The following is a 24,247-nucleotide window of genomic DNA, read 5'->3' as shown; positions in this document are numbered from 1 at the left end:
GAAAATATGATTTACCTGGCCATGGGTTCGTTGCTGCTGCGTCGACTAAATTTCCGCTAAGTTTTTAAACCGTCACTAAGACATTTAATTCTAAAAATTTAGAACCGCTGTGCAAGTGTAGCTGTCAGCTTCTGTGACTTTACTAATTCAGTTGAATCACCATTTCGCCAATATAAATCCTCCCCAGAAAATGATAAGTTCCGCTGAGGAGGAATTGTAATTACTATTATTCCAAGTCCAAAGTAGGAATTGTAGTCGATACTAGACAATACTGATGTCTTCAGTTCGAGGCTCAAGTTCGATCCTTTTATTCCATCCTTCCACTTTGCATAATAGTCTTCCACTGATATACCCAGTACTGCCGCTTCTCGATCAACACCAACCACACTTCTACTCCCCATCTCCAGAGGCTTAATACCGTCCAGCCTCTTAATGCGTACCGTGTCTGCTGGCTTATCAGAAACTCCAATAATAATCTTTCCGGTGTGATTTGGGCCATTGTTTGCAATTGCGCAAATTGTATGAATGACCTTTGTAATTACTGTTGGATCAATCGTTCTCTTCGGACCAAGTGTTACCAGTCCTTGCTTTAATTCGTAATCCGATAATTCTATCTCTGATCGGCGGATTGCTGAATTTATATCGCTTGTTGCATGAGCACCGTAAACCATTGGTGGCTTTTTCGTTGTCACAAAGTAACGGGACACCAAACCACGAATCTGGTCGATGCTTTTCCGGCGCTCTTCGGTTGAAGCTGCTTTTCTGCCACGATCCAATTTTCCGCCCACTTTGCCAATTGCCTTCTTTACTCCTGCATAATTAGATATGACCTTGCCTTCCGCGAAAATCAGCTCATGGAATGCAATCAATATAACTGCAAAGACTGCTGGGAATGGGTTGGTATTTTTCGTTTCGAATACTAGATCGCGTAACTTCTGCTTTGTTCCAGCATGGCAAACCTTCAGTACTTCGTCCACGCAGAATTTAAATTCATCCGAAAATTTATCAGCCCCGTACACCTTCAATGCACCTAAGATACGGTCCGAGTTATCATCTTCTGGAGCATATATCTGATCCAAGGCATCTTTGGAGCGCTCAATTAACTGACCACCAACAATGCAAGCTGAGATGTCGGCAATACATTGTTCATCCATACTGTCGCGTAAATCGGTTGAGCGCAGAATCCCTTGACTGACCCAAAAAACTTCATCAGCCTGAACATTGTATCCATGGCGAGCCATTGGGAGGTCAATGCTAATTGATGGCATGGATGCTAATGGTAGTATATTGATCGATTCGTCACCTCTGATAGTGCAGGCTATGTCTCGAACCATATTGGAGAAATCATTTTGAATACCTGATTGCCGCCTTTCTTGATCACTAAGGCGGTGGCCGTATGTATTGATTCGATCAAATACATCATTAACTTCAGTCTCAGTAGCATTTCTCATTACTGAAAGAGCTAGTGCATAATCGAGAATAGTACTAACTTCTTTTTGAGTTAGATGATTCTCAGCTTCATTTGGGATAAAGCATCCCTCGTTTGCGCGAATCTGGGCAGTGGGAAATAATTCAAGATTAAAAAGCCTCCCATCTAATGTAGGAAAAGCTGTTTCAATAAACGACACAATGGCATGTAAGCGTTGAAGTCCATCTATGATTTCGAACGTAGTATCCTCACCCTTTGTCTCGGCAATTAATATTGCAGGAATCGGATATTTCTTAAGAATTGAATCTATCAGCTTTTGTTTTTCTTCCAACGTCCAGACCAGTTTTCTTTGGTATCTCCGGTTGACAAAAAGCTGATCATTGCTATACCAAGAATACACTGATTGAACCGATGTGGGTTGCGCTGCCAAGTCCGACATAAAAGGTCTCCAGGTTGAATATTTGCTAAGCTAGAGCATAGCAGTTGCCTGCGCACAATGCCACTATGTAACGTCTGAATCCTTTGAAGAACGGCCCGGAGGCAGTGCCTACAAACGGACACGAACGAAGCAGTAATGCCGGAGATGGCCGCGTCGGTGCTTGGCGACGCGGTCGTACCCTGTTCGTCGCCGGTTCGTATGCTGTCGCATCCCCGGCGCCGTGGTGCACGACCACGCGGATCATGCCAGGTGGTACCGCCACTATCACCGCCGACAAGGTCACGTCGAACGCGCCCAGCACCATTTGCACGGGCCACCTGAGCATCATGAAAAAACTGATCGTCAAGCAATCGGCCACAGTGGAAGGCGCCACAGCACTGAACGGCGGCGTGAACGCCAAGGCCGGCGCCGCTGGTGGCGTCAAGGCCGGCAGCGACCATACGGGCAGGCGCTATCAGCGACATCCTAACCAAGCGCATCGGCTCGCGCCTGATGCGCCGCCGCCATGGCTCGGACCCGAACTGATCGGCCAGCCCTTGAACAGCGCCACCGTCTTGCGCACCCACGCGGCCACTGCCTACCCCAACCGCGCAATGAGGATTAGCACACAAGCTGCGAAGGAATCGCCTGCGGGGATAAGCTGTTTCAACCGATACCAAATGATTGCAAACAAGCCCATGATTTCGTAGGGGTAAATGCAGGGATAAAAACTCACACAAAAGAAAAAGGCCACTCCGAAGAGTGGCCTAAGTCCTTGAATCTAATGGTCGGGGCGAGAAGATTCGAACTTCCGACCCCATGCACCCCATGCATGTACGCTACCAGGCTGCGCTACGCCCCGACGAGGTGGGAATTATAGCAGAGGCTTTTAGGTTTTTGCCATGCTTTGCGCTTGATTCATGTCGAACTGCGCAAAGTTTTTTTCAATCTCCCGCAAAACGCTTACTCACTCAGCAGCAGCGCCGTCAGGATGATGCGGAAGCCGGCGATCAGCGGCTCGACCTTCACGTCCGGATTGTGAATGAAGCGCACGGGCAAGCCCTGGTACATGGCGACCAGGGCATCGAGGCGCCCTTGCAGCATTTCCTCATCGGCCGGCAAGCCGCGCTTGATGCGCGCGTCGCGGATGATGGAGAGAAACAACTGGCGCGAGCGCTGGTCCGAGCATTGCAGCATGTCGGCGATCACCGGATTGCGCGACGCTTCGGCAAAGATTTCCAGCGGCATCATCCATGTTTTCGGGTCCAGCGCTTCGAGCACATGCTCGCCCGCATTGTCGATCACGGCTTGCAGCGGGTCTTCGCGCTGCGCCAGGTCCTGCATCAAATTGGAGACCCGCTCCGTATTCTGCATGACGAAGGCGGCGATGATCGCATCCTTGCTGTCAAAATAATTATAGATGTGGCCCGCGCTCATGCCGGCCGCTTTCGATATCTCGGCCATGCTGGCGCCGTGGAAGCCGCGGCGGCTGAAGCAGCTTTCGGCCGCATCGAGCACCTGCTTGCGCCGCGTATTGGCGCGCTCGGGATCCGGATGCTTCTTTTCAACTTGGTTCATGACTTTTCCAGTAGCGCGCCGGCCCTGCCCTTGCGGACAAGGGCAAGGCCGGCGTCGGCGTCCCCGTGATTATTGGACGCCGCCAGCCGCCGCGACGGCTGTCTGCTCAGGCTGCCAACCGCCGCCCAGCACCTTGTACAAAGTGACCAGATTGGTCGACTTGGCCAGGCGCGCCGTGATCAGGCTTTGCTGCGCCGTGTACAGCGCGCGCTGGGCCACCAGGGCGTTCAGGTAGGACTCGGCGCCCTGCTTGTAGCGCGCGTCGTGGATGGTATAGCTCTTCGTCGACGCCTCGACCAGCGAGACCTGCGATTGCAGGCGCTCGTCGATGGTGCCGCGCTGGGCCAGCGCATCGGACACTTCACGGAAGGCGACCTGGATCGCCTTTTCGTATTGCGCCACGGAAATTTCACGCTGCACCTTGGCGATATCGAGGTTGGCGCGGTTCACGCCGCCATCGAAGATCGGCAAGCTGATCTGCGGAATGAAGCTCCACGTGCCGCTGCCCGCCTTGAACAGGCCCGACAGGTTGTCGCTGACCGAACCGGCCGTGGCCGTCAGCGAAATGCGCGGGAAGAAGGCCGCGCGCGCCGCGCCGATGTTGGCGTTGGCGGCACGCAAAGTGCGCTCCGCCGCCAGCACGTCGGGACGGCGTTGCAGCACGTCCGACGGCACGCCCGACGGAATGTCCGCCAGGGCCGTCACGGTGCCGAACTCGGCTGGCGGCAGCAGGTCGGCCGGCACGGGGCCGCCCACCAGCAAGACCAGCGCGTTTTGATCCAGCGCAACCTGGCTCGTGAAGACCGCCACGTCGGAACGTGCCGATTCGACGCTGGTCTGGGCATCGTACTTGTCCAGGCCGGAAGTAGCACCGGCACTGAAGCGGCGCACGGCCAGGTCATACGACGACTGCTGGCTCTTCAGGGTGTCCTGCGCCACGCGCAGGCGCTGCTGGTCGGCCACCAGGTTCAGATAGGTGCTGGCCACTTCGGCCACCAGGCTGATCTGCTGTGCGCGGCGTGCTTCTTCCGTGCCCAGGTATTGCTCCAGCGCACTGTCGGACAGGCTGCGCACGCGGCCGAAGAAGTCCAGCTCGTAGGCCGACACGCCCAGGTTCGCCGTGTACTGGCGGTTGATCGACGCTTCGCCCGTCGGGCTGGCGTTCTTCGAGATGCGCGTGGCCGACTGGCCGCCCGAGGCCGACAGGGTCGGGATCAGGGCGGCGCGTTCGATGCCGTACGTGGCGCGCGCCTTCTCGATGTTCAGGATCGAGACGCGCAGGTCGCGGTTGTTGGCCAGCGCCAGTTCCAGTACCTGGCGCAGGCGCGCATCGGCAAAGAACTCGCGCCAGGCGACGTCCGCCACCGGCTTGGCGTCGGCGGCGGCCGTGTCGGCCTTGTAGGAAGGGCCCGTCGGCCACGCCGTCGGTGCCGGCGCGGCCGGACGCTCATACGTGGGAGCCAGGCTGCAACCGGCCAGCAAGGCCAGTGCCGCCATGGAGAGTAGTGATTTTTTCATATTAATGTGCATCCTTGGAAAGCGTGACGGCTGGCGAACCAGGCGTCGCCGGCGTGGCGGGCGCGTCCGGCTTCGAGAAGAAGCCGCGCACCAGCACGAAGAACACCGGCACGAAGAAGATACCGAGGAAGGTGGCCGTCAACATACCGCCCAGCACGCCGATACCGATGGCGTTCTGGCTGCCGGAACCGGCGCCGCTGGAAATAGCCAATGGCAACACGCCCAGGCCGAAGGCAATCGAGGTCATCAGAATCGGACGCAGACGCAGACGCACCGCATGCAAGGTCGCGTCCAGCAGCGACATGCCCGATTCCTGCATTTCCTTGGCAAATTCCACAATCAGAATCGCGTTCTTCGCCGACAGGCCCACCACCGTGAGCAAGCCCACCTGGAAGTACACGTCGTTCGACAGGCCGAACAGCCACGTACCGAGCACGGCGCCGATCACACCCAGCGGCACGACCAGCAGCACGGAGAATGGAATCGACCAGCTTTCATACAGCGCGGCCAGGCACAGGAAGACGATCAGCAGCGACAGCGCGTACAGCTGCGGCGTCTGCGAACCGGATTCGCGCTCTTCCAGCGACACGCCGGTCCAGCTGAAGCCGATGCCAGGCGGCAACTTGGCGACCATTTCTTCCATCGCGTTCATGGCGGCGCCCGTGCTTTGGCCCGGCGCCGGCGTACCCAGGATCTCTACGGACGGCAAGCCGTTGTAGCGTTCCAGGCGTGGCGAAGCGTAAATCCACTTGCCGGTGGCGAAGGCCGAGAATGGCACCATCTGGCCAGCCGTGTTGCGCACGAACCACTTGTTCAAGTCTTCCGGCAGCATGCGCGAACTGGCGTCACCCTGGATGAACACTTTCTTCACGCGGCCACGGTCGAGGAAGTCGTTCACATATGAACTACCCCAGCCGACGCTCAGCACGCGGTTGATTTCCGATATCTGCAAGCCCAGCGCCGTTGCCTTCTGCTGGTCGATGTCGATCTTGTACTGCGGCGTATCTTCCTGGCCGTTCGGGCGCACGCCGACCATGGCCGGATTCTGCGACGCCATGCCCAGCAACTGATTACGCGCCGCCATCAGGGCGTCATGGCCGACACCGCCGATATCCTGCAGCTGCATGTCGAAACCGGTGGCGTTACCCAGTTCCAGCACGGCAGGCGGTGCAAACGTAAACACCATCGCATCCTTGATCTGCAACAACTTGCCCATGGCGCGACCGGCCACGGCCGGCGCTTTTTGCGCCACGTCCTTGCGCAGCGACCAGTCTTTCAGGCGCACGAAGGCGATACCCGTATTCTGGCCGTTACCGCCGAAGCTGAAACCGGCGACGGCAAACACGGAAGCGACGTTGTCTTTCTCGCTGTTCATGAAGTGGTCTTCGACCTGTTCGATCACTTTCAGGGTGCGCTCTTGCGTGGCGCCCGTCGGCAATTGAATCTGCGTAAACAGGATGCCCTGGTCTTCTTCCGGCAGGAAGGAGGTCGGCAGGCGCATGAAGACGAATACCAGGCCAGCCAGCAGGATGACGTACAACAGCATCGAACGGCCGCGGTGGCGGATCATGCTGCCAACCCAGCCCTGGTAGGTGTTGCTGCTGCTATCGAAGCTGCGGTTGAACCAGCCGAAGAAACCCTTGTTCGTCGCGTGATGGCCTTTTTCGACCGGCTTGAGCAGGGTGGCGCACAGAGCTGGCGTAAATACCAGCGCGACGACGACGGACAGCACCATCGACGAGACGATCGTGATCGAGAACTGGCGGTAAATCACGCCCGTCGAACCGCCGAAGAAGGCCATCGGCACGAACACGGCCGACAGCACCATGGCGATACCGACCAGCGCGCCCGTGATCTGCGTCATGGACTTGCGCGTCGCTTCCAGCGGCGACAAGCCCTCTTCGCTCATCACGCGCTCGACGTTTTCCACCACCACGATCGCATCGTCGACCAGCAGACCGATGGCCAGCACCATGGCGAACATGGTCAGCGTATTGATCGAATAGCCGAAGGCATTCAGGATACCGAAAGTACCGAGCAGCACGACCGGCACGGCCATGGTCGGGATCAGCGTGGCGCGGAAGTTCTGCAGGAACAGGTACATCACCAGGAACACCAGGATGACCGCTTCGACCAGCGTTTTGACCACTTCTTCGATCGACAGTTTCACGAACGGGGTCGTGTCGAACGCCACCTGGTAGCTCATGCCTTCAGGGAATTGCTTGCTCAGGTTGCCCAGCATGGCTTTCGCCGCATTGGCCGTGTCGAGCGCGTTGGCGCCCGTCGCCAGCTTGATCGCCACGCCGGTGGCCGCATGGCCGTTGTAGCGGGCCACGGTGTTGTAGTTCTCGCGGCCCAGTTCCATGGTGGCCACGTCCTTCAGGTACACCATGGCACCGTTGGTCGTGGTTTTCAGCAAGATGGCACCGAACTGCTCCACCGTTTGCAAGCGGCTTTGCGCCGACACGGTCGCGTTCAGCTGCTGGCCCTTGATGGACGGCGTGCCGCCCAGCTCACCGGCCGACACTTCCGCATTCTGCGCCTGCACGGCCGTGATCACGTCCGCCGGTGTCAGGTTAAAACTTTGCAGCTTGGCCGGATTGAGCCAGATACGCATGGCGTACTGCGAACCGAACAGGGTCACGTCGCCCACGCCCGCTACGCGGCTGAGCGGATCGACGACGTTGGCGGCCACATAGTCGCTCAAGTCGGTCTGGTCCATCTTGCCGTTTTCGGAAATGAAGCCGAACACCATCAGGAAGTTCTTCGTCGCTTTCGACACGACGAGGCCCTGCTGCGTGACAGCCGTCGGCAGCAGTGGCGTAGCCAGCTGCAGCTTATTCTGTACTTGCACTTGAGCAATATCAGGATTGGTGCCGCTGGTGAACGTCAAGGTGATGCTGATGCCGCCAGTGGCATCGCTCGACGAGGCCATGTAGCGCAAGCCGTCGATCCCCTTCATCTTTTGTTCGATGACCTGGGTGACCGCATCTTCCACGGTCTTGGCGGAGGCGCCAGGGTAGGAGCCGCTGATCGAAATCGACGGCGGAGCGATGCTCGGGTACTGCGCGATCGGCAGGCTGAGGATCGAAATCACGCCGGCAAGCATGATGACGATCGCGACCACCCAGGCAAAAATCGGGCGGTCAATGAAAAAACGGGCCATTAATATTCTCCTGAATTAGTGGGCGCTGGCAGCCGATGCGGCGGCAGAAGCGGCAGCGGCGGGCGCAGGAGCAGCTTCGGCCTTGGCCGGCACGGCAACGGCTGGGGCGCCTGGCTTGACTTTTTGCAAGCCTTCCACGATCACGCGGTCGCCTGCGGCCAGGCCGGACGTCACCAGCCAGTTGGTGCCGACCGTGCCGCTGGTGGTCAGCACGCGTTGCTCGACCTTGTTTTCCTTGTTCAGGATCAAGGCGGTTGCCTGACCCTTCTGGTTGCGCGTCACGCCCACTTGCGGCACGGTGATGGCTTTTTCATCGACGCCCGTTTCCAGCTGGGCACGTACGTACATGCCTGGCAGCAATTCGCCTTTCGGGTTCGGGAACAGCGCGCGCAAGACCACGTTGCCGGTGGTCGGATCGACCGTCACGCCGGCGAACTGCAGCTTGCCCGATTCGCTGTACTTGCTGCCGTCCGGCAAGATCAGATCGACCTTGGCCTGGCCTTCGCCGACTTTTTTCAGCGAACCGTCGGCCATCTGGCGCTTCAGGCGCAGCAGGTCGGTGCTCGACTGGGTCACGTCGACATACATCGGATCGAGTTGCTGCACGGTGGTCAGCGCCTCTGCCTGGCCCGCCGTGACCAGCGCGCCGGCCGTCACGGTCGAACGGCTGGTGCGGCCGCTGATCGGCGCCGTCACGGTGCTGTAGCGCAGGTTGATGTTCGCCGATTCCAGCGCCGCGGTGGCGGATTCGACGTCTGCCTTGGCTTGCTCGAAGGCAGCGACGGCGTCATCGTATTCCTGGCGGCTCACGCCTTCGATGGCGACCAGTTCCTTGTAGCGCGATGCTTTCGGGCCGGCCGTCAACAGGTTGGCCTTGGCTTTCGACAGGGCAGCCTTGGCGGAATTATAAGCAGCCTGGTAGGTGGCCGAGTCGATCTGATACAGGGCCGTGCCCGCTTTCACATCGCTACCCTCGACGAACAGGCGCTTCTGGATCAAACCGCCCACTTGCGGGCGCACATCGGCGACCTGGTAGGCATTCGTGCGGCCGGGCAATTCGGCGCTCATCGGCAACGCGGCCGGATTAACAGTAAACACGACCACCTGCGGCGCTTGCTGCGCGTGAGGTGCTTCCTGTTTTTTACTGCAGCCGGCCATGATTACAGTGGCGCACAGAACGGCAATAGCGCCGCTCGTACGCGGCGACGTCAAGGAAAAGGTTGGTTGCATCTTGGACTTTCTGAAAAAGAAGCTGGCTAGTGTCGTTAGAAATGACTAAATTTATTAACGCAGATCAAAGAATGAACGATCATTCTAAAATCGTCAAGCATCGTTACAATTGAAACAAAGTAACCTTTAAGCGTTTTTTATTGCTAATGATGCAATTAAATGGCGACAACAACAGCAGCGGCGCACCAGCAGGATCGATCGGAATACGGGCTGGCGGCGGCAAAACGGCAAAGCGGGAGAGTTGGATTGAGTGAATACTTTAGCAGGGTCAAGATTTCTTTGCTGAACCTGCCAACAAGTGTGCAACACTGCCGGCCCCGGCTTGCATGGCGGCCGTGATTATTTACCAATGGTATCGAAAAGACATGCCCCGGCGGACGCGCTAATATATGAGCCACAGCGTGGCCACAGCGTGGCGAAGCGAGGACGCGATGACGACAGCACAGGCGCAAGGAACGGCGCAAGACGATGGCGCGGGCGGCCGGGACGCGCCGCCGCTGCTGTCGACGGGCGTCGCGGGCCTCGACACCATACTGAGTGGCGGCTTGCTGGCCGAGCGCCTGTACCTGATAGAAGGCGAACCGGGCACGGGCAAGACCACGCTGGCGCTGCAATTTCTGGCCGAAGGCGCGCGCAATGGCGCGCCCGTGCTGTATATCGCCCTGGCCGAATCGGAAATCGAACTGCGCGCCGCCGCCCGCTCGCATGACTGGGACCTGGCCGGCATCGCCATCGAAGAAGTGGCGCCCAGCGACGACATGCTCGACCCCGAGCGCCACTACACCATCTTCCACCCGTCGGAAATCGAACTGGCATCGACCAACCGGCGCATCCTCGCGGCCATCGAGAAGCACCACCCTGCCCGCCTGGTGCTCGACTCGCTGTCCGAACTGCAGTTGCTGGCGGAAAACCCGCTGCGCTACCGGCGCCAGGTTCTCGCCTTGAAACAATACCTGGCCAGCCGCCACTGCACCACCATGCTGATCGATGACCGCTCCGCGCTCGATGACGGCTTGCAAGTACGCAGCGTGGCCCATTGCGTCATTTCGCTGGAGCTGCAAAACCAGGACTATGGCAATGACCGGCGCCGCGTGCGCGTGGTGAAATACCGGGGCGTGCCGTTTCGCAGCGGCACGCACGACTACAAGATCGCCCAGGATGGCCTGGTCGTCTATCCGCGCCTGGTGGCGGCCGACACGCGCCGCGACGGCGACCACCGGCGCCTGTCGAGCGGCGTGCATGAACTCGATGCCATGACGGGCGGCGGCCTGGAAGAAGGCATGAGCACCCTCATTTCCGGCCCCGCCGGCAGCGGCAAGTCAACCTTGGCGGCGCAGTTCGTGCATGCAGCCACGACGCGCGGCGAATCGTGCGCCATGTTCCTGTTCGAGGAAGCGCGCAGCAAGCTGCTGCACCGGACGGACGAGCTGGGCATGCGGCTGAAGGAAGCGCTCGATACCGGCTTGCTGAGCGTGCAGCAAGTCGACCCGGCCGAACTGACGCCGGGCGAATTCGCCCAGGCCGTGGTCGACGCGGCCGAACGGGGCGCCAGGATGATCGTCATCGACAGCCTGAACGGCTACATGCACGCCGTGCCCGACGAGCGCTTCCAGAGCACCTACCTGCACGAACTGCTCAATTACCTGAGCCAGCGCGGCGTGGCCACCCTGCTCGTCGGCGTGCAGCAAAACATGCTGGGCATGTCGATGACGACCTCGGCCGACGCCAGCTACCTGGCCGACAGCGTCATCATGTTGCGCTACTACGAAACGGAAGGCGAAGTGCGGCAAGCCATTTCCGTCTTCAAGAAGCGCGGCAGCGCGCATGAGCGCAGCATCCGCCGCTTCGAGATCGGCCCGCAGGGCTTGCGCATCGGCCCGACACTGGCCGGTTTCCACGGCATCCTGTCGGGCATGCCCACCGTCGGCGGCACGCCATTTCCCTAGGGCAAGCCATGGAACAGCGCATCCTGATCTACGCGCCGGCCGGCCAGGACGCCGCCCTGGCCAGCCAGGTGCTCGCCGGCAGCGCCATTGCCAGCCACGCCTGCCGCAGCGCAGGCGAGCTGGCCGAGCAGCTGGCGCTGGGCGCGGGCGGCGTGCTGACGGTGGACGAGGCACTGCATGCGGGCGCCTACCAGGTGCTCGACGAGTACGGGCGGCAGCAGCCGGACTGGTCCGACCTGCCCATCATCCTGCTGACGCATGCGGGACTCGATTCCCTGCCCTTGCGGCAAGCCATCGCCACCCTGGGCAACCTGACCCTGCTGGAACGCCCCGTGCACATGCTGACCCTGATCACCTCGGCGCACGCCATGCTGCGCGCGCGCCAGCGCCAGTACCAGGTGCGCGAAACGCAACGGCGCAAGGATGAATTCCTCGCCAGCCTGGGCCATGAGTTGCGCAATCCGCTGGCGCCCATCAAGACGTCGATCGCCCTGCTCAGCCATTTATATCCGGAATCGGAACAGGTAAACAAAGTCAAGGGCGTGATCGAGCGCCAGGTCACGCACCTGACGCGGCTGGTCGATGACCTGCTCGACGTGGCGCGCATCACCAGCGGTAAAGTGGTGCTCCAACGCAAGGACATTGCGCTACAACAAGTCCTCAGCCATGTGATCGAGCTGTGCCAGCCGGCCGCCAGCAGCCGCAACATCAGCATCGCGCTGGACTTGCCGCCGCACACGGTGATGCTGCACGCCGACTATGCGCGCCTGGTGCAGATCTTTGCGAATATCGTCTCGAACGCCGTCAAATTCACGCCGAGCGGCGGGCACATCCACATTACGGCCCGGCTGGCCGACGGCCAGCTGCAGGTGGCCGTGGAAGACAATGGCATCGGCATCGACCCGGACGCCATCCCGCGCATCTTTTCCATGTTCGAACAAGGCCGCACGGTGGCGGGCCAGATGGCCAGCGGCCTGGGCATCGGCCTGAGCCTGGCGCGCCAGTTTGCTGAAATGCATGATGGCAAGATCGAAGCGCAGAGCGCCGGACCCGGGCAAGGCAGCCGCTTCGTCGTCACCCTGCCCGCCAGCATGCCCGCAGGGCCGGCCGCCACGCCGGCCAGCGATGTGCCGGCCGGGCCGGGCCAGGCCGTGCAAGTGCTGGTGGTGGACGACAACCGCGATGCGGCCGATTCGCTGCAGACGCTGCTCCAGCTGGAAGGCCACGCCGTGCGGGTCGCCTACGACGGCGCACAGGCGCTGGCCGCCGTCGATGCCCTGTGGCCGCAACTGATCGTGATGGACCTGGGCATGCCGGGCATGGACGGCTACGAAACGGCGCGCCAGATCCGCCTGAAAGCACGGGGGCGCGACGTGCTGATGCTCGCGTTGACGGGCTGGGGCGATACAGGAGGGCGCACGGCGCAAGCAGGGTTCGACCATCACCTGACCAAACCCGTCGATTTCGACGCCATCGCCGCCCTGCTGCAGCAGCACCTGGCGCAGCGGGCGGCGGCCACGACGCAGGCGGAGTGACTGATTTCCTTACTCTTACTTCCACTTGCCGCGCAATTCCTGCACCTTTTGCTGCAGTAATTCCGGCGTGGCGGCCTCGGGCGCCACGGGCATGCCCACGGCCAGCGACAGACGCGAGCGCAAGCCCGCCTTGAAGGCGCGCTCGAACAAATGGCCATTGCGATGGCTCAACAGATGGCCCCACAAGCCGCGCAGCGCCAGCGGAATCACGGGCACCTTGCTGCGCTCGACGATCTTGGCGATGCCGCCCTTGAATTCGCTGATCTGGCCCGTGCGCGTCAGCTTGCCTTCGGGAAAGATACACACCAGCTCTCCCTCGTGCAGCGCTTGCGCAATGTCAATGAAGGCCTTTTCCATCAGGAAAGGATCTTCCTTGGCCGGCGCGATGGGGATCGCCTTGGCCGTGCGGAAGATCCAGCCCATCAGCGGCATCTTGAAGATGCGGTGGTCCATGACGAAGCGGATGGGACGGGGACTGGCCGCCATGATGACGATGGCGTCCACATAGCTGACGTGGTTGCATACCAGCACGGCCGCGCCTTCCGTGGGGATGCGCTCGCCATCGACGACTTTGACGCGGTGTACGGTCTGGATGAGTATCCACGCGAGGAAGCGCATGAGGAATTCCGGCACCAGCGAAAAGATGTAGGCGGCCACCAGCGCATTCAGGATCGCCGTGACGAGGAACAGCTGGGGTATGGTGAAACCCTTTCCCAGCAGCACGATGGCCACGCCGGCGGCCGCCACCATGAACAGGGCATTCAAAATATTCATGCCGGCGATCGTGCGCGAAATGTGCTTCGGGTCGCAGCGCGTCTGGATCAGAGCGAACAGGGGCACGATGAAAAAGCCGCCGAACACGCCGATCATGACGATGTCGAGCAAAATGCGCGGCACGCCCGCCTGGCCCACAAATGCCAGCGCGTCAACGATTTGCGTATTCGCATACGCATTGCTGGCGAAATACAGGTCGATGCCGAACAGCGACAGGCCGATGGAGCCGAACGGCACCAGGCCGATCTCGATCTTGTGGCCGGACAAGCGTTCGCACAGCAAGGAACCCGTGCCGATGCCGACGGAAAACACGGTCAGCAGCAGCACGAACACGCTGTGGTCGCCGTGCAGGAAATCCTTCGAATACACGGGGAACTGCGCCAGGATCAGGGCGCCGTAGAACCAGAACCAGGAGTTGCCCAGCATGGCGAGGAAGACGGGACGGTTCTTGCGCGAAAAATTCAGGTTGCGGAACGATTCGGCGACGAAATTTAGGCTCACCTTCAAGTCCGGCTCGGGCGCGGGCGTGCGCGGCACGCGGTAGCTGGCGATCAGGCCGAAGACGGCCACGGCAATCGTCGCGCCGGCCACCAGTTCCACGCCCAGCGGCTTGTGCACGATCAACACGGCGCCGAGGATTTCGCCCAATAAAATGCCGACAAAGGTGCCCATCTCGATCAGGCCATTGCCGCCGACCAGTTCCTCGGGTTTGAGCTGCTGCGGCAGATACGCATACTTGACGGGGCCGAACAGGGTCGAATGCACGCCCATGCCCACCACGGCGGCCACCAGCAGCCACAGGGTATGCGTCATCCAGCCAGCGGCAGCCACGGCCATGATGGCCAGTTCCATCCATTTGACGAAGCGGGCCAGGCCCGCCTTCTCAAACTTGTCGGCCAGCTGGCCCGCCGTGGCCGAGAACACGACATAGGGCAGGATGAACAAGCCGGGGATCAGGTTGGTGATGGTGGACGGGTCGAGCGTGGTCCAGCTCAGCGCATCGTAGGCGAGGATCACCATCAGGGCCGTCTTGAACAGATTGTCGTTGAAGGCGCCAAAGAACTGGGTCCAGAAGAAGGGCCCGAAACGGCGCTGCGACAATAAGGAAAACTGGCTGCTTTGACTCATGGCATGGGGAACCGGCAATTAAGGAATTGCTAAAATACAGCACTATCCTGCGCACGACAATCTGAATGTCGTCATCTTGCTCGGCATCAATACGGAAAACCGCCTACCGCGCCATGCTGGCCTTGCCGCCGCACGCACTGCCTCGCACTTGCCCTGACACAACAGAAATCGCCTGTTTCTTGATAATAAGGTAATGTGCGCATACCGCTGGCATCCCTGCCCGCCCCTCCCGGAAAGCTGCCTACATGTTTGGAATGACATCATTGACCATCCTGGCCTTGCTGGTCACCGGCTTCGTGCTGGTGCTGCAGCACCGCCGCAAGGTGGCGGATCTGGAATTGCTGACGGCGCGCTTGCGCAAGGAAGTCGATGCCATCGGGCAGCGCCTGCGAGCGCTGGAAGGTCAGGCCGAAGCGCCTGCGGCCACGCCCGTCGTGTCCATCGCACCCGCCGTGTCCGATAGCGTGGCGCCAGTGCCCGCGCCGCCTCCCGTACCCGCGCCGCCGCCCGCGCCCGTGCCGCTGGCGGCCACGGTCAAGGTGGCCGAACTGGCGAAGGTCGCGCCGGCAGCAGTTCCCGCACCTGCCGCACCCGTGCCACCGAAACCAGCGCCACCGGCCCCCTCCAGGCCCGCTCCCCCCGCCGCCAGTACCCCGTCCTGGATCGCGCGTCCGGATGGCTTGCTTGCAAAGGCGAAAAATTGGTTATTTACCGGCAACTTGGTCGCCAAGCTGGGTTTATTGATCCTCTTCCTCGGCGTCAGCTTCCTGCTCAAGTATGTGTCGGCCCAGGTGACGCTGCCCATCGAGCTGCGCCTGGCCGGCATCGCGCTGGCCGACATCGCCCTGCTGGCCTGGGCCTGGCGCATCCGTCTCAGCCGCCCCGGCATCAGCTTGCCGCTGCAAGGCACGGCCCTGGCGATATTGATGCTGGTCACGTTCGGCGCCTTCCGCCTGTATGAACTGATCCCGGCGGGCCTGGCGTTTGCCGTGCTGTTCGTGCTGACGGCATTTACGTGCCTGCTGGCCGTGCTGCAGAACGCCGTGTGGCTGGCCGTCTTCGGCATCGTCGGCGGCTTTGCCGTGCCCCTGCTCGTCTCGACGGGCAGCGGCAACCATATCGGCCTGTTCAGCTATTACGCGCTGCTCAATGCGGGCGTCTTCGCCATCGCCCTGAAACGCGCCTGGCGCGTGCTGAATGTGCTGAGCTTTGGCTTCACCTTCGTCGTCGCCACCACCTGGGGCCTGCTGCGCTATACGCCCGAGCACTACCTGTCGACGCAACTGTTTTTGATCCTGTTCGTGCTGTTCTATATCGGCATCGCGATCGCCTACTGCGCGCGCCAGGCGCCGCGCCTCAAGCATTACGTGGATGGCACGCTCGTCTTCGGCACGCCGCTGGCGGCCATGGGCCTGCAATACGGGCTGGTCCGGCACTTTGAATTTGGCCTGGCGTTTTCCGCCCTGGTCGCCGGTTTGACGTACACGGGGCTGGCCGTAGCACTGTGGCGCAGAAACGGTTTCAAACTGCTGGCCGAAGCCTTCCTCGCGCTGGGCATTGTCTTCGGCACCCTGGCCATCCCGTTTGCCCTCGACGGCCGCTGGACGTCCGCCGCCTGGGCACTGGAAGGCGCGGGCATCGTCTGGGTCGGCTTGCGCCAGCGCCAGACCCTGGCCTGGGTCTTCGGCCTGCTGGTGCAGGCGGCCGCCTGGCTTGCCTTCCTCGGTACCATCCAGGAACTCAATACAGCAGCTGCCCTGCAAGCCAATATCTGGCTCGGCTGCACGCTGCTGGCCGCGGCCGCGCTGGTGATGGCGATCAACTTCCGCCGCCAGCGAGGCGTGGCGCATGCCAAATTGCCCGCGGAACTGATGCAAGGCCTGTCGGTGGTGTTCCTGAGCGGTGCCACCGCCTGGCTGCTTGGCGGCTTGTGGACCGAAATCATGCTGCGCACCGACGCCATCACACAGCTGAACCTGCTGACCATCAGTGCGCTGGCAGTTGCCGCTGGCCTGTTCTGGCTGGCGCAGCGATTGCAGTGGACCGCGCCGCGCCTGCTGCTGCTGCTGGTGCAACTGCTGGCCGGTGTCGTGTTGTTGCTGCGCATGGGCATGGACTGGAATGAGCAGTCGGCCAAGCTGTTCGACGGTACCTTTATCAGCGCGCTGCTGCTGGCCGCCGCGGCGCTGGCCAGCGCCTGGTTCACGCAGCGCCAGGCGCGCGTGGAAGCCGATGCGAAGCTGTCGCTGGCCGCGCTGCCGCTGCTGCAATGGAGCGGGCTGCTGTGGTTTATCGGCGTCCTGTTCCCGCTCTCCATCTCGCTGCTGCACCTGGTCGATGGCGACGAGCGCATGCATCCGCAAGCGGGCGAACACTTGCTGGCGCTGTATTTGATTGCGGTGAGCCTCACCACGCCGCTGTTCGCGCTGCTGGCGCGCCGCCTGGCCTGGCCGCAGCTGCGCTGGTTCACGGTGGCCGTCTGGCTCGGCCTGGGTTTGTGGAGCGCCAACATGCTGCTGGTGCTGTACCTGAGCGTGTCCGTGCCAACCGGCTTGTCCTGGCTGGCGCTGGCCTGCGCGCTGGCCTGCGGCGAGTTCATGTTGCATACCTGGCCGCGTGCCGGGTGGAACCTGAGCCTGCGCGTGCTGCGCCTGCTGCATACCGTGCGCACGGCCGGGCCATGGCTGATGCTGTGGCCGGTCGGAGCCATCCAGCTCGACGCCTGGCTGGCCGAGGCGGGGCGGGCCGGCGCCGTCAGCCCGGCCTGGTCGCGTTATCTGCCGGCCTGGGCCATGATGCTGGCACTGGCCTTGCTGATCCGCCGCTGCCGCGCGGGCGGCTGGCCGGTGGCGCCGATTGCCAGCTGGTATCAGCGCACCCTGATCCCGCTGGGAGCACTGGGTTCGCTGCTACTGATTGCAGTCTGGAATTTCATTGACAACGGCGCCATGCAGCCCCTGCCCTATCTGCCCCTGCTCAACCCGCTGGACCTGAGCAGCGGCTTTGCGATCCTGCTGGGATTTGCCGCGTACCGCCTGCTGCGTGCCGGCCAGCCGCTGTGGCTGGACCGATTCCAGGCACGCGTGCCGGTCATCGCCGCCTGCTGCGTGTATGGCTGGTTCAACCTGATGCTGCTGCGCACGGTGTCGAACTACCTGGGCGTGCCTTATACGGTGGAGGACATGATGGCCTCGCAATTCGTGCAAGCTATGCTCTCGCTGGTGTGGAGCGTCACGGCCCTGCTGCTGATGCGCCACGCGGCGCGCCACCAACGGCGCCAGCAATGGAGCCTGGGCGCCGTGCTGCTGGTACTGGTGGTCGCGAAACTGTTCCTCATCGACCTGTCGAACGTGGGCGGCATCGCCCGCATCGTGTCGTTTGTCGGCGTGGGCCTGCTGATGCTCCTGATCGGCTACCTGGCGCCGTTCCCCAGGGCAGAAACCGTAACCGAACCGACACCGGAGAACGCATGAAATTTCCCTTGCTGATCTGCGCCGGCCTGGCGTCCGCTGTGGCGGCCAGCATGGCGCTGGCGCAAAATGCGCCTGACCACCCGTCCAGCTATGGCTGGAGCATGCCGGTGAGCGTGCCAGCTGGCGCGGGCGTGGTGCGCCTGCCGCTGCCGAAGGAAGTCTATCTACATGCGCGCACCGGCAACCTGGCCGACGTGCGGCTGCTTGACCGCGACGGCCAGCGCCTCTCGTTTGCCATCAGTACGCCGCCAGCACAGTCCAGCACGCAGCGCAGCAGCGTTGCCGCGCGCATTTTCCCCGTGACGGGCGGCGCAGTGGACAAAGGCGGCTCGCAACATGTGGAAATCCGCACCGGCAACGACGGCCAGCTGCTGTCGGTCAGCGCCGGCGCAGGCAGCGGTGCTGCCGGCAAGGCCCTGCAGGCGCTGATCCTCGACCTCGGCCAGCAAGCACCGAGAAGCCGCATCGGCGCGCTGCGTTTGACGCCGCCGGCCGACGCCGGCGATTACAGCGCCCGGGTGCTGCTGGAGGCAAGCGACGACCTGAAGCAATGGGACGCGGTCGGCACCACCACCGTGAACTGGCTGCGCAGCAGCGATACGCAAACCTTGACCAACGACAGCATCGCCTTTGCGCCGCGCGCTTTCCGCTACGCGCGCCTGAGCTGGCAGGAAGGCCAGCCGCTGGTGTTTGCGGCGATTGCCGCGCAAGCCGTCAGCGAAACCGAGGTAGCGCCGCCACGCGCGAGCATCGTGCTGCGAGGTGCTCCAGACAAACTGACCTCCGATTGGGTGTATGCCACGCCGATCGCGATTCCCGCCGACAGCATTGCGCTGCAATTCAAGGAGAGTAACGTGGTGCTGCCCGCCACGCTGGGCGTGTATCGCCAGAATAGTTATGTGCCGCAGCGCCGGCTATCCCTGCACCGGCAAACGCGCGCGGCCAATGGCGAATATTTTGACCCGCTGCTGACCACCAGCTTTTACCGCATCAGCGAGGCGGGCAAGGAACGCGTCTCCGGCGACCTGTCCATGCCGGTGGTGCGGACGACGCAATGGGTGCTGCGGCCCGAGTCGCAAAGTACGGCCATGCCGACCAGCGCGCCGCTGTTGCGCCTGGGCTGGACGCCGGAAACGCTGGTATTCCTGGCCGGCGGCAAGGGGCCATATCGCCTGGTGTTCGGAAAAGCCGGCGCGCAGCCGGTGGCGCAACCGCTGTCACAGGTGGCGCCAGGCTATCGTGACGGCGAATTGCAGGCGCTGCCGATTGCCACATTGGGCGCCTTGACGGCGCACGCTGGCGCAAGCGATGCCGCACCGGCACCGGCTGGCATAAGCGCGCCATGGCGCCTGGCCGCGCTGTGGGCGGCCCTGCTGCTGGGCGTGGGCGTACTGGGCTTTTTTGCCTGGCGCTTGCTAACGCAGATGAAACAGGAGCAGATGAAACAGGAGCAAACGACGGAACAAACGGGCCAGCAGCAAACGGATGGCGAAAAACAGCGCGACTAGCGGCGCGGCTAACGGCGCGGCTAACGGCCAAGGGAAACCTTGCCAACAGCTTGCCGGCTGCTGGCTTGCTGACTTACCGACTTCTGGCTCACTGCCGCAGCAGCGCCTTGAACGTCTGCGGCATCCAGGGACGCGCCGCCAGCATGAAGCTGATGGCCAGGCGCTCGTCGCCAGGCAGGCGTGCGTCTTCCTGATGCTGTTGCGAAAACTCCACCGCCACTTGTTTCAGGCGCTCCAGCAAGGCCGCCGTGGATTTTTTCGACAGCATCACGTTCACCAGGCGCAACAATTCCGTCTCGCCATCGAATTGCGAATTCAAATAGTCGCCATAGGCTTCCTTTTTGAAATACGTGTGGATGGGACCATTCGGTATCCACGCAAACGTGCGCGCCACCAGCAGTTTGACCCGGTTATTCGGCAGCAGTTCCAGGAAACCGATCTTGTCGAGTCGCAGCAGGTATTTCACGGCTTGCGCCTCGCTGATGTCATAGATGGCGACGATCTGTTCCAGCGGCAGCAGGTTCAGGGCGGAGACGGCCACCACGAACAGCCGGGTGTCGTCGATGATTTCCTTTTCCTGCGCATACGTCAGCCCCGTGATCAGGGTGGGTGCCGCCTGGGCCGACTGCACCGCCAGCGCCAGCTGCTGGAAGTCGCTGCCGATGGCCACCAGGATCTGGTCCAGGCGCTGCAAGGAGAATTGTTTCAGGGAGAACATGCGCTTGACGCTGGCTTCGGACATGCCGATGCGCTGCGCCAGTTCGGCATAGGTAACGGAACGCGCTTTCAACAGACGTTTCAAGGCTTCGATCAAGGCGTGGGTTTGCGGCATTACTATCCTTTACACATGGCAGAGCAGCATAGTATCAAATAGTAATACTAAGAGTATGGCCCGCCACTACGAGTAGCGTTCTGATTGACTGCGGCGCTGCGTTCGACAATCATACCCTTGCCAATCAGGCACATAAAGGAGATACCCATGAAACGCTTGCTGCCCCTCTGCCTGTCCCTGTCGCTGTTGACGCTCTCCGTGGCCGCTCCCGGCCTGGTCCATGCCGCCGCCTCGGAGAACCTGTCGAAAGGCTCGCAAAACCTCAGCCAGGGCTCCGCCATCGTCGTCGCCGGTTCCATGTCGATGCTGGTCGCCTCCGGCCAGGTGGTAGTTGCCAGCGTGGAAACGGTGGGCGAAGGCATCGTCATCGTGCTGAAAGGCGCGTCCGAAGCGGGTGGCGCGTCCATCCAGATGAGCACGCAAGCGGCCAAGGGCCTGTCGCTGGCGGCCGGCACCGTGGTCAACGTGGTGGCGCTGTCCACCGGCCACATGCTGGTCCTGTCCGGCAAGGCAATCGCCTTCATCCCGAACGAACTGGGCAAGGCACTGCTGCACCACTCCAAAGCGTAATACCGACAACAGGACATCCATGAAACACCTACTCGCCATGACCCTGCTATGCGCCGCCAGCGTGGCGCCGCTGGCCCAGGCCAACTCCGATACCACCAACGCGTCCGACAACGCCAGCATGGCCTCGGCCATCGTGCTGATCGGCTCCATGTCCGTGCTGGCCGTCGCCGGCGACATCGTCATCGACAAGGTGGAAGATGTGGCCGACGGTAGCGTGCTCGTGCTCAAGAGCGCGGCCAACGGCGCCTCGCAGGCGGCCACGGCCTCCGTCAAGCTGAGCCAGAAGGCCATGCAAGGCCTGTCGCTGGCGGCCGGCACGGCCGTCAAGATAGTGGCCGTCTCGACGGGCCACATGCTGATGCTGTCGGGCAAGGCCATCGCCTATGTGCCGAACGCGGCCGGCAATGCCATCCTCCACCATTCGAAAGCGTGAACCCCATGAAACGTCTGACCGTGATTGCCATCAGCCTGGTTCTGGCCGGCGCCGCCCATGCGGGGCGCTCGTGCGAGGAAAAGCCAACGGATGCGACTACCCTCGTCAAATCGATGGACCTGGCGCAAAAGACCCTGCAGGCGCTCGATGCCTCGGGCGCGCAGGTGGCGCTGCTGGCGCGCGCCGGGCAAGACCTGTCGAAGTACAATTTGCGCTACTCGCACATGGCGCTGGCCTGGCGCGACCACCCGAAGGGCCGCTGGCTGGTGGTGCATGAGCTCAATGAATGCGGCACGGCGCAATCGTCGCTGTACAACGAAGGCCTGGGCAATTTCTTCATGGACGATGTGTTCATGTATGAAAGCATGATCCTGATTCCGGGCCAGGATATGCAGCAGCAACTGGCGCGCCTGTTGACGTCGAACACGCCCAAGCGCCTGCATGAAGCGCACTACAACATGCTGGCCTACCCGTTTTCCACCAAGTACCAGAACTCGAACCAGTGGGTGCTGGAAACCCTGGCCGCCGCCAGCAACGAGCCTGGCAAGATCGAAACGCGCGCCGAAGCGCAAGGCTGGCTGCGCAGCGCCAGCTACGCGCCGCAGACGCTGAGCATACCCGCCGCCACGCGCCTGGGCGCGCGCATGTTCCGCGCCAATATCGCCTTCGACGACCACCCGTTCGAGCGCCGCATGACGCGCCAGATCGACGTCGTCACCGTCGATTCCATCGTGCGCTTCATGCGCCAGCGCGAACCGCAGGTGCAGGAAATCGTCGTGCGGGGGAATTAGTCTGGCGTCAGGCCGGACAATAACAAGTCGGGCGCCTGCGCCAGCGGCGCCGCGCTGCACAGCACGATGGACAGCTCGGCATGCGCCAAGGTCACGCAGCTTGCCGCATCCATGCCCAGCTTGTAGCGCGCCTCCGCCTCGCTCCAGCGCTGGCAGAACAGCGCCAGCCGCTCATCCGCTGGCAAGCCTTCCAGCTCGGCGGTCACAGCCGCGCCAAACGCCTGGCGCGCCAGCGCCAGCACGTCGCGCTGCGGGTCGCGCAACTCAATATCGAGTCCCAGCCGCGTAGTACCGCTCAGCGCGCAGGCGATCCAGTGGCCGCTGTGCGAAATACTGAAGTAGGGACCGCCTGCGGGCGCCAGCAGCCGCGGCGCCTGGCCCGGACGCTCCTCGAGCGCGATGGCCGCCGGAGACAGCCCCAGCATCCATCCCATGGCCGTTCGCAGCAAGGCGCGCCCGAGCAGGAACTGGCGCCGTCGCAGCGGCCGCGCAAACCGCGCATAACGGTCCGCTTCCGTCGTACCCAGCCACGTTTCATATTGGCTGATCTCCGCGAGATCAATGCTGCGGGAATCGAGCAGCCAGATGCTGGCGCCGTTACCGGGGAAGGCTGGTGGCATGACAATATTTGGATACGTAAAGGCGCAGTCTGCCACAAATTGCCAGCATGCATGCGGCAAAAAAATGGCCGCGCGGTTGCCCGGCGCTGCCATTCTCAGCAGGTCTGCTGGCGCTTGCGCGCCGCGCCCATCTTAGTTCGTCATTGCTGCTTCGACCGCTTTATTATCGGCGCCAGTCGGGCCGCCTTCGGCACGTACATAGTTGGCCTTGATGTAAGCGCTGGTCAGGTTGGCGATGCGGGTCAGCATCAGGTTATCGTGCACGCCAAACGTGAATCCGGCCGCCATCGCGTCGGCGCGCTGGAAGAACTCTGGCGTCGCGACCAGGGCGCCCTTGTTGTCGCGGATCATGACGCGCATGCGCACGCCGGAGCTGCCGGCCAATGGTCCCAGGAATACACGCTTGGCGCCGCTCTTGAACTGGATTTCCTCGACGATAGGCTCGATGATCAGCACGCGGCCATTAGCCGGGGCGGCATTCCAGCTGGTCAGCGATTCGGCCAGGTCCTTACGAATATTCTCGTCGATTTTCGCCATGGCGGCCTGGTTGCCGTTGTAGCCCTCGGCAAAGACTGTTGACTTGACTTCAATGCGGCCAAATGACGAGAAAGCCTCGCTCGGCGGCGGATTGGCCGTCGACGATGCCTTGATGCGCGTGGCGCAGCCTTGCAACATGGTCAATGCCAGCAATGCGCCAGCCAGGACGACAGTTTTCGATACTTTTTGCATATTCTCTTTCTACTTTTTATTGGAATGGCTTCCAGGCGCCAGCCTACCTGCAAGCGGGCACCGGTTACCGATATGAACGAATTTCCTGCTACTTCTTTGCTGCCTACTTACTTGCCTTCAACTTCACGAACTCACCCTTCAAGGCCACGCCCGTCATCATCGTGCCTTCGTGGCATTCGAATTCCGTGGCGCTGGAATTTTCGATGTTTTTGTAATTGCTGACGATATTGACGACGGCATCGGCGCCCACCGACTGGGCGCGCTTTTGCAGCGCCAGCATGGCCGACAGGAAAGCCCAGTTGCAGGACGTTTCCGCGGACTTGCCGACGCCATTGGTTTTCTGGCTCGTCTTGTCGCTGCTGATGCGCGTGGCAATCGGCGGCGTTGCCTGGTCACCAAAATAGAATTTGACGCTATCGCCAAGACGGGCCTGGGCATCGTTGGCGGACATCGCATTGGCGATCGGCATCATGTGCCTGGTATCGCCTGCCTGGGCCGGCAAGACAACTGTCAGCGCTGCACTCATTGCTGCCAGGATCATCATTTTTTTCATGCTATTTCCCTCGATC

The 24,247-nt window shown here is 61.7% G+C and carries 18 protein-coding genes and 1 tRNA gene; 8 read left to right on the top strand and 11 right to left on the bottom strand.

Going from position 1 to position 24,247, the window contains the following annotated elements; genetic code table 11:
- Positions 1 to 98 precede the first annotated feature (98 nt).
- The gene (locus tag AC07X6_RS16475) at positions 99 to 1,868 is read right to left on the bottom strand and encodes a GmrSD restriction endonuclease domain-containing protein (RefSeq protein ID WP_494791653.1); all 1,770 of its coding nucleotides are present in this window, start codon (positions 1,866 to 1,868) and stop codon (positions 99 to 101) included.
- A gap of 326 nt (positions 1,869 to 2,194) precedes the next feature.
- On the opposite strand from AC07X6_RS16475, the gene AC07X6_RS16470 reads away from it, so the two are divergent.
- Positions 2,195 to 2,557, top strand: a complete 363-nt coding sequence (locus AC07X6_RS16470) for a hypothetical protein (protein ID WP_494791652.1) — start codon at positions 2,195 to 2,197, stop codon at positions 2,555 to 2,557.
- Positions 2,558 to 2,632: 75 nt separating this feature from the next.
- On the opposite strand, the gene AC07X6_RS16465 is transcribed toward AC07X6_RS16470, so the two are convergent.
- The 5 genes from AC07X6_RS16465 to AC07X6_RS16445 all read right to left on the bottom strand — a co-directional run bounded on the left by AC07X6_RS16465 (position 2,633) and on the right by AC07X6_RS16445 (position 9,339).
- Positions 2,633 to 2,709 (bottom strand) — tRNA-Pro (locus tag AC07X6_RS16465).
- A gap of 101 nt (positions 2,710 to 2,810) precedes the next feature.
- Complete coding sequence (locus tag AC07X6_RS16460; protein WP_474292176.1) at positions 2,811 to 3,425, bottom strand: TetR/AcrR family transcriptional regulator; 615 nt, start codon at positions 3,423 to 3,425, stop codon at positions 2,811 to 2,813.
- A 69-nt stretch (positions 3,426 to 3,494) separates the two neighbouring features.
- A complete protein-coding gene (adeC, locus tag AC07X6_RS16455) occupies positions 3,495 to 4,943 on the bottom strand; it encodes an AdeC/AdeK/OprM family multidrug efflux complex outer membrane factor (protein ID WP_230541036.1) in 1,449 nt (482 codons plus the stop codon).
- 1 nt (position 4,944) lies between these two features.
- Positions 4,945 to 8,109 carry an efflux RND transporter permease subunit gene (locus AC07X6_RS16450; RefSeq protein WP_230541037.1) on the bottom strand — a complete coding sequence of 1,055 codons (3,165 nt, stop codon included), beginning with the start codon at positions 8,107 to 8,109 and terminating at the stop codon, positions 4,945 to 4,947.
- Positions 8,110 to 8,124: 15 nt separating this feature from the next.
- Positions 8,125 to 9,339 carry an efflux RND transporter periplasmic adaptor subunit gene (locus AC07X6_RS16445; protein WP_494791651.1) on the bottom strand — a complete coding sequence of 405 codons (1,215 nt, stop codon included), beginning with the start codon at positions 9,337 to 9,339 and terminating at the stop codon, positions 8,125 to 8,127.
- Positions 9,340 to 9,770: 431 nt separating this feature from the next.
- Here AC07X6_RS16445 and AC07X6_RS16440 point away from each other — a divergent pair, with 431 nt between their 5' ends.
- Positions 9,771 to 11,285 carry an ATPase domain-containing protein gene (locus tag AC07X6_RS16440; protein ID WP_494791650.1) on the top strand — a complete coding sequence of 505 codons (1,515 nt, stop codon included), beginning with the start codon at positions 9,771 to 9,773 and terminating at the stop codon, positions 11,283 to 11,285.
- Between the two features lie 8 nt (positions 11,286 to 11,293).
- On the top strand, positions 11,294 to 12,820 hold the full coding sequence (locus AC07X6_RS16435) for a hybrid sensor histidine kinase/response regulator (RefSeq protein WP_494791649.1): 1,527 nt from the start codon (positions 11,294 to 11,296) through the stop codon (positions 12,818 to 12,820).
- Positions 12,821 to 12,835: 15 nt separating this feature from the next.
- On the opposite strand, the gene AC07X6_RS16430 is transcribed toward AC07X6_RS16435, so the two are convergent.
- A complete protein-coding gene (locus AC07X6_RS16430) occupies positions 12,836 to 14,722 on the bottom strand; it encodes an MFS transporter (protein WP_494791648.1) in 1,887 nt (628 codons plus the stop codon).
- A 254-nt stretch (positions 14,723 to 14,976) separates the two neighbouring features.
- On the opposite strand from AC07X6_RS16430, the gene AC07X6_RS16425 reads away from it, so the two are divergent.
- Positions 14,977 to 18,195 (top strand): DUF2339 domain-containing protein, encoded by a 3,219-nt coding sequence (locus AC07X6_RS16425; protein ID WP_494791647.1) that lies wholly within the window; start codon positions 14,977 to 14,979, stop codon positions 18,193 to 18,195.
- A complete protein-coding gene (locus AC07X6_RS16420; RefSeq protein WP_494791646.1) occupies positions 18,192 to 19,703 on the top strand; it encodes a DUF3999 family protein in 1,512 nt (503 codons plus the stop codon). The genes AC07X6_RS16425 and AC07X6_RS16420 overlap by 4 nt, the downstream gene beginning before the upstream one ends.
- An 88-nt stretch (positions 19,704 to 19,791) precedes the next feature.
- Here AC07X6_RS16420 and AC07X6_RS16415 read toward each other — a convergent pair whose 3' ends face one another.
- A complete protein-coding gene (locus AC07X6_RS16415) occupies positions 19,792 to 20,535 on the bottom strand; it encodes a helix-turn-helix domain-containing protein (protein WP_230541043.1) in 744 nt (247 codons plus the stop codon).
- Positions 20,536 to 20,682: 147 nt separating this feature from the next.
- Between AC07X6_RS16415 and AC07X6_RS16410 the strand changes: the two genes are divergently transcribed.
- From AC07X6_RS16410 to AC07X6_RS16400, 3 genes are read left to right on the top strand one after another with little or no spacing between them, the layout of a single operon-like run.
- A complete protein-coding gene (locus AC07X6_RS16410; RefSeq protein WP_326456809.1) occupies positions 20,683 to 21,105 on the top strand; it encodes a hypothetical protein in 423 nt (140 codons plus the stop codon).
- 19 nt (positions 21,106 to 21,124) lie between these two features.
- Complete coding sequence (locus tag AC07X6_RS16405) at positions 21,125 to 21,538, top strand: hypothetical protein (RefSeq protein WP_230541045.1); 414 nt, start codon at positions 21,125 to 21,127, stop codon at positions 21,536 to 21,538.
- Between the two features lie 5 nt (positions 21,539 to 21,543).
- On the top strand, positions 21,544 to 22,329 hold the full coding sequence (locus AC07X6_RS16400) for a DUF2145 domain-containing protein (protein WP_494791645.1): 786 nt from the start codon (positions 21,544 to 21,546) through the stop codon (positions 22,327 to 22,329).
- Here the strand turns inward: AC07X6_RS16400 and AC07X6_RS16395 are convergent.
- From AC07X6_RS16395 to AC07X6_RS16385, 3 genes are all read right to left on the bottom strand, one after another.
- Positions 22,326 to 22,949 carry a 4'-phosphopantetheinyl transferase family protein gene (locus AC07X6_RS16395; RefSeq protein WP_494791644.1) on the bottom strand — a complete coding sequence of 208 codons (624 nt, stop codon included), beginning with the start codon at positions 22,947 to 22,949 and terminating at the stop codon, positions 22,326 to 22,328. The two genes, AC07X6_RS16400 and AC07X6_RS16395, sit on opposite strands and share 4 nt — an antisense overlap.
- Before the next feature lie 132 nt (positions 22,950 to 23,081).
- Positions 23,082 to 23,678: a hypothetical protein gene (locus AC07X6_RS16390; RefSeq protein WP_230541048.1), complete on the bottom strand. Its 597-nt coding sequence runs from the start codon at positions 23,676 to 23,678 to the stop codon at positions 23,082 to 23,084.
- Positions 23,679 to 23,781: 103 nt separating this feature from the next.
- Positions 23,782 to 24,231 carry an excinuclease ATPase subunit gene (locus AC07X6_RS16385; RefSeq protein ID WP_494791643.1) on the bottom strand — a complete coding sequence of 150 codons (450 nt, stop codon included), beginning with the start codon at positions 24,229 to 24,231 and terminating at the stop codon, positions 23,782 to 23,784.
- Between the last annotated feature and the right edge of the window lie 16 nt (positions 24,232 to 24,247).

It is taken from the genome of Janthinobacterium sp. GW460-12-1-14-LB5, assembly GCF_059423585.1.
The sequence above is the reverse complement of the archived record's forward strand: the minus strand, read 5'-3'. Positions and strand labels throughout refer to the sequence as shown.

What these genes read in the sequence shown, in the direction of transcription:
- AC07X6_RS16475 (WP_494791653.1), bottom strand. Translation starts at nt 1,868, where the DNA reads ATGTCGGACTTGGCAGCGCAACCCACATCGGTTCAATCAGTGTATTCT.
- AC07X6_RS16470 (WP_494791652.1), top strand. Translation starts at nt 2,195, where the DNA reads ATGAAAAAACTGATCGTCAAGCAATCGGCCACAGTGGAAGGCGCCACA.
- AC07X6_RS16460 (WP_474292176.1), bottom strand. Translation starts at nt 3,425, where the DNA reads ATGAACCAAGTTGAAAAGAAGCATCCGGATCCCGAGCGCGCCAATACG.
- adeC (WP_230541036.1), bottom strand. Translation starts at nt 4,943, where the DNA reads ATGAAAAAATCACTACTCTCCATGGCGGCACTGGCCTTGCTGGCCGGT.
- AC07X6_RS16450 (WP_230541037.1), bottom strand. Translation starts at nt 8,109, where the DNA reads ATGGCCCGTTTTTTCATTGACCGCCCGATTTTTGCCTGGGTGGTCGCG.
- AC07X6_RS16445 (WP_494791651.1), bottom strand. Translation starts at nt 9,339, where the DNA reads ATGCAACCAACCTTTTCCTTGACGTCGCCGCGTACGAGCGGCGCTATT.
- AC07X6_RS16440 (WP_494791650.1), top strand. Translation starts at nt 9,771, where the DNA reads ATGACGACAGCACAGGCGCAAGGAACGGCGCAAGACGATGGCGCGGGC.
- AC07X6_RS16435 (WP_494791649.1), top strand. Translation starts at nt 11,294, where the DNA reads ATGGAACAGCGCATCCTGATCTACGCGCCGGCCGGCCAGGACGCCGCC.
- AC07X6_RS16430 (WP_494791648.1), bottom strand. Translation starts at nt 14,722, where the DNA reads ATGAGTCAAAGCAGCCAGTTTTCCTTATTGTCGCAGCGCCGTTTCGGG.
- AC07X6_RS16425 (WP_494791647.1), top strand. Translation starts at nt 14,977, where the DNA reads ATGACATCATTGACCATCCTGGCCTTGCTGGTCACCGGCTTCGTGCTG.
- AC07X6_RS16420 (WP_494791646.1), top strand. Translation starts at nt 18,192, where the DNA reads ATGAAATTTCCCTTGCTGATCTGCGCCGGCCTGGCGTCCGCTGTGGCG.
- AC07X6_RS16415 (WP_230541043.1), bottom strand. Translation starts at nt 20,535, where the DNA reads ATGCCGCAAACCCACGCCTTGATCGAAGCCTTGAAACGTCTGTTGAAA.
- AC07X6_RS16410 (WP_326456809.1), top strand. Translation starts at nt 20,683, where the DNA reads ATGAAACGCTTGCTGCCCCTCTGCCTGTCCCTGTCGCTGTTGACGCTC.
- AC07X6_RS16405 (WP_230541045.1), top strand. Translation starts at nt 21,125, where the DNA reads ATGAAACACCTACTCGCCATGACCCTGCTATGCGCCGCCAGCGTGGCG.
- AC07X6_RS16400 (WP_494791645.1), top strand. Translation starts at nt 21,544, where the DNA reads ATGAAACGTCTGACCGTGATTGCCATCAGCCTGGTTCTGGCCGGCGCC.
- AC07X6_RS16395 (WP_494791644.1), bottom strand. Translation starts at nt 22,949, where the DNA reads ATGCCACCAGCCTTCCCCGGTAACGGCGCCAGCATCTGGCTGCTCGAT.
- AC07X6_RS16390 (WP_230541048.1), bottom strand. Translation starts at nt 23,678, where the DNA reads ATGCAAAAAGTATCGAAAACTGTCGTCCTGGCTGGCGCATTGCTGGCA.
- AC07X6_RS16385 (WP_494791643.1), bottom strand. Translation starts at nt 24,231, where the DNA reads ATGAAAAAAATGATGATCCTGGCAGCAATGAGTGCAGCGCTGACAGTT.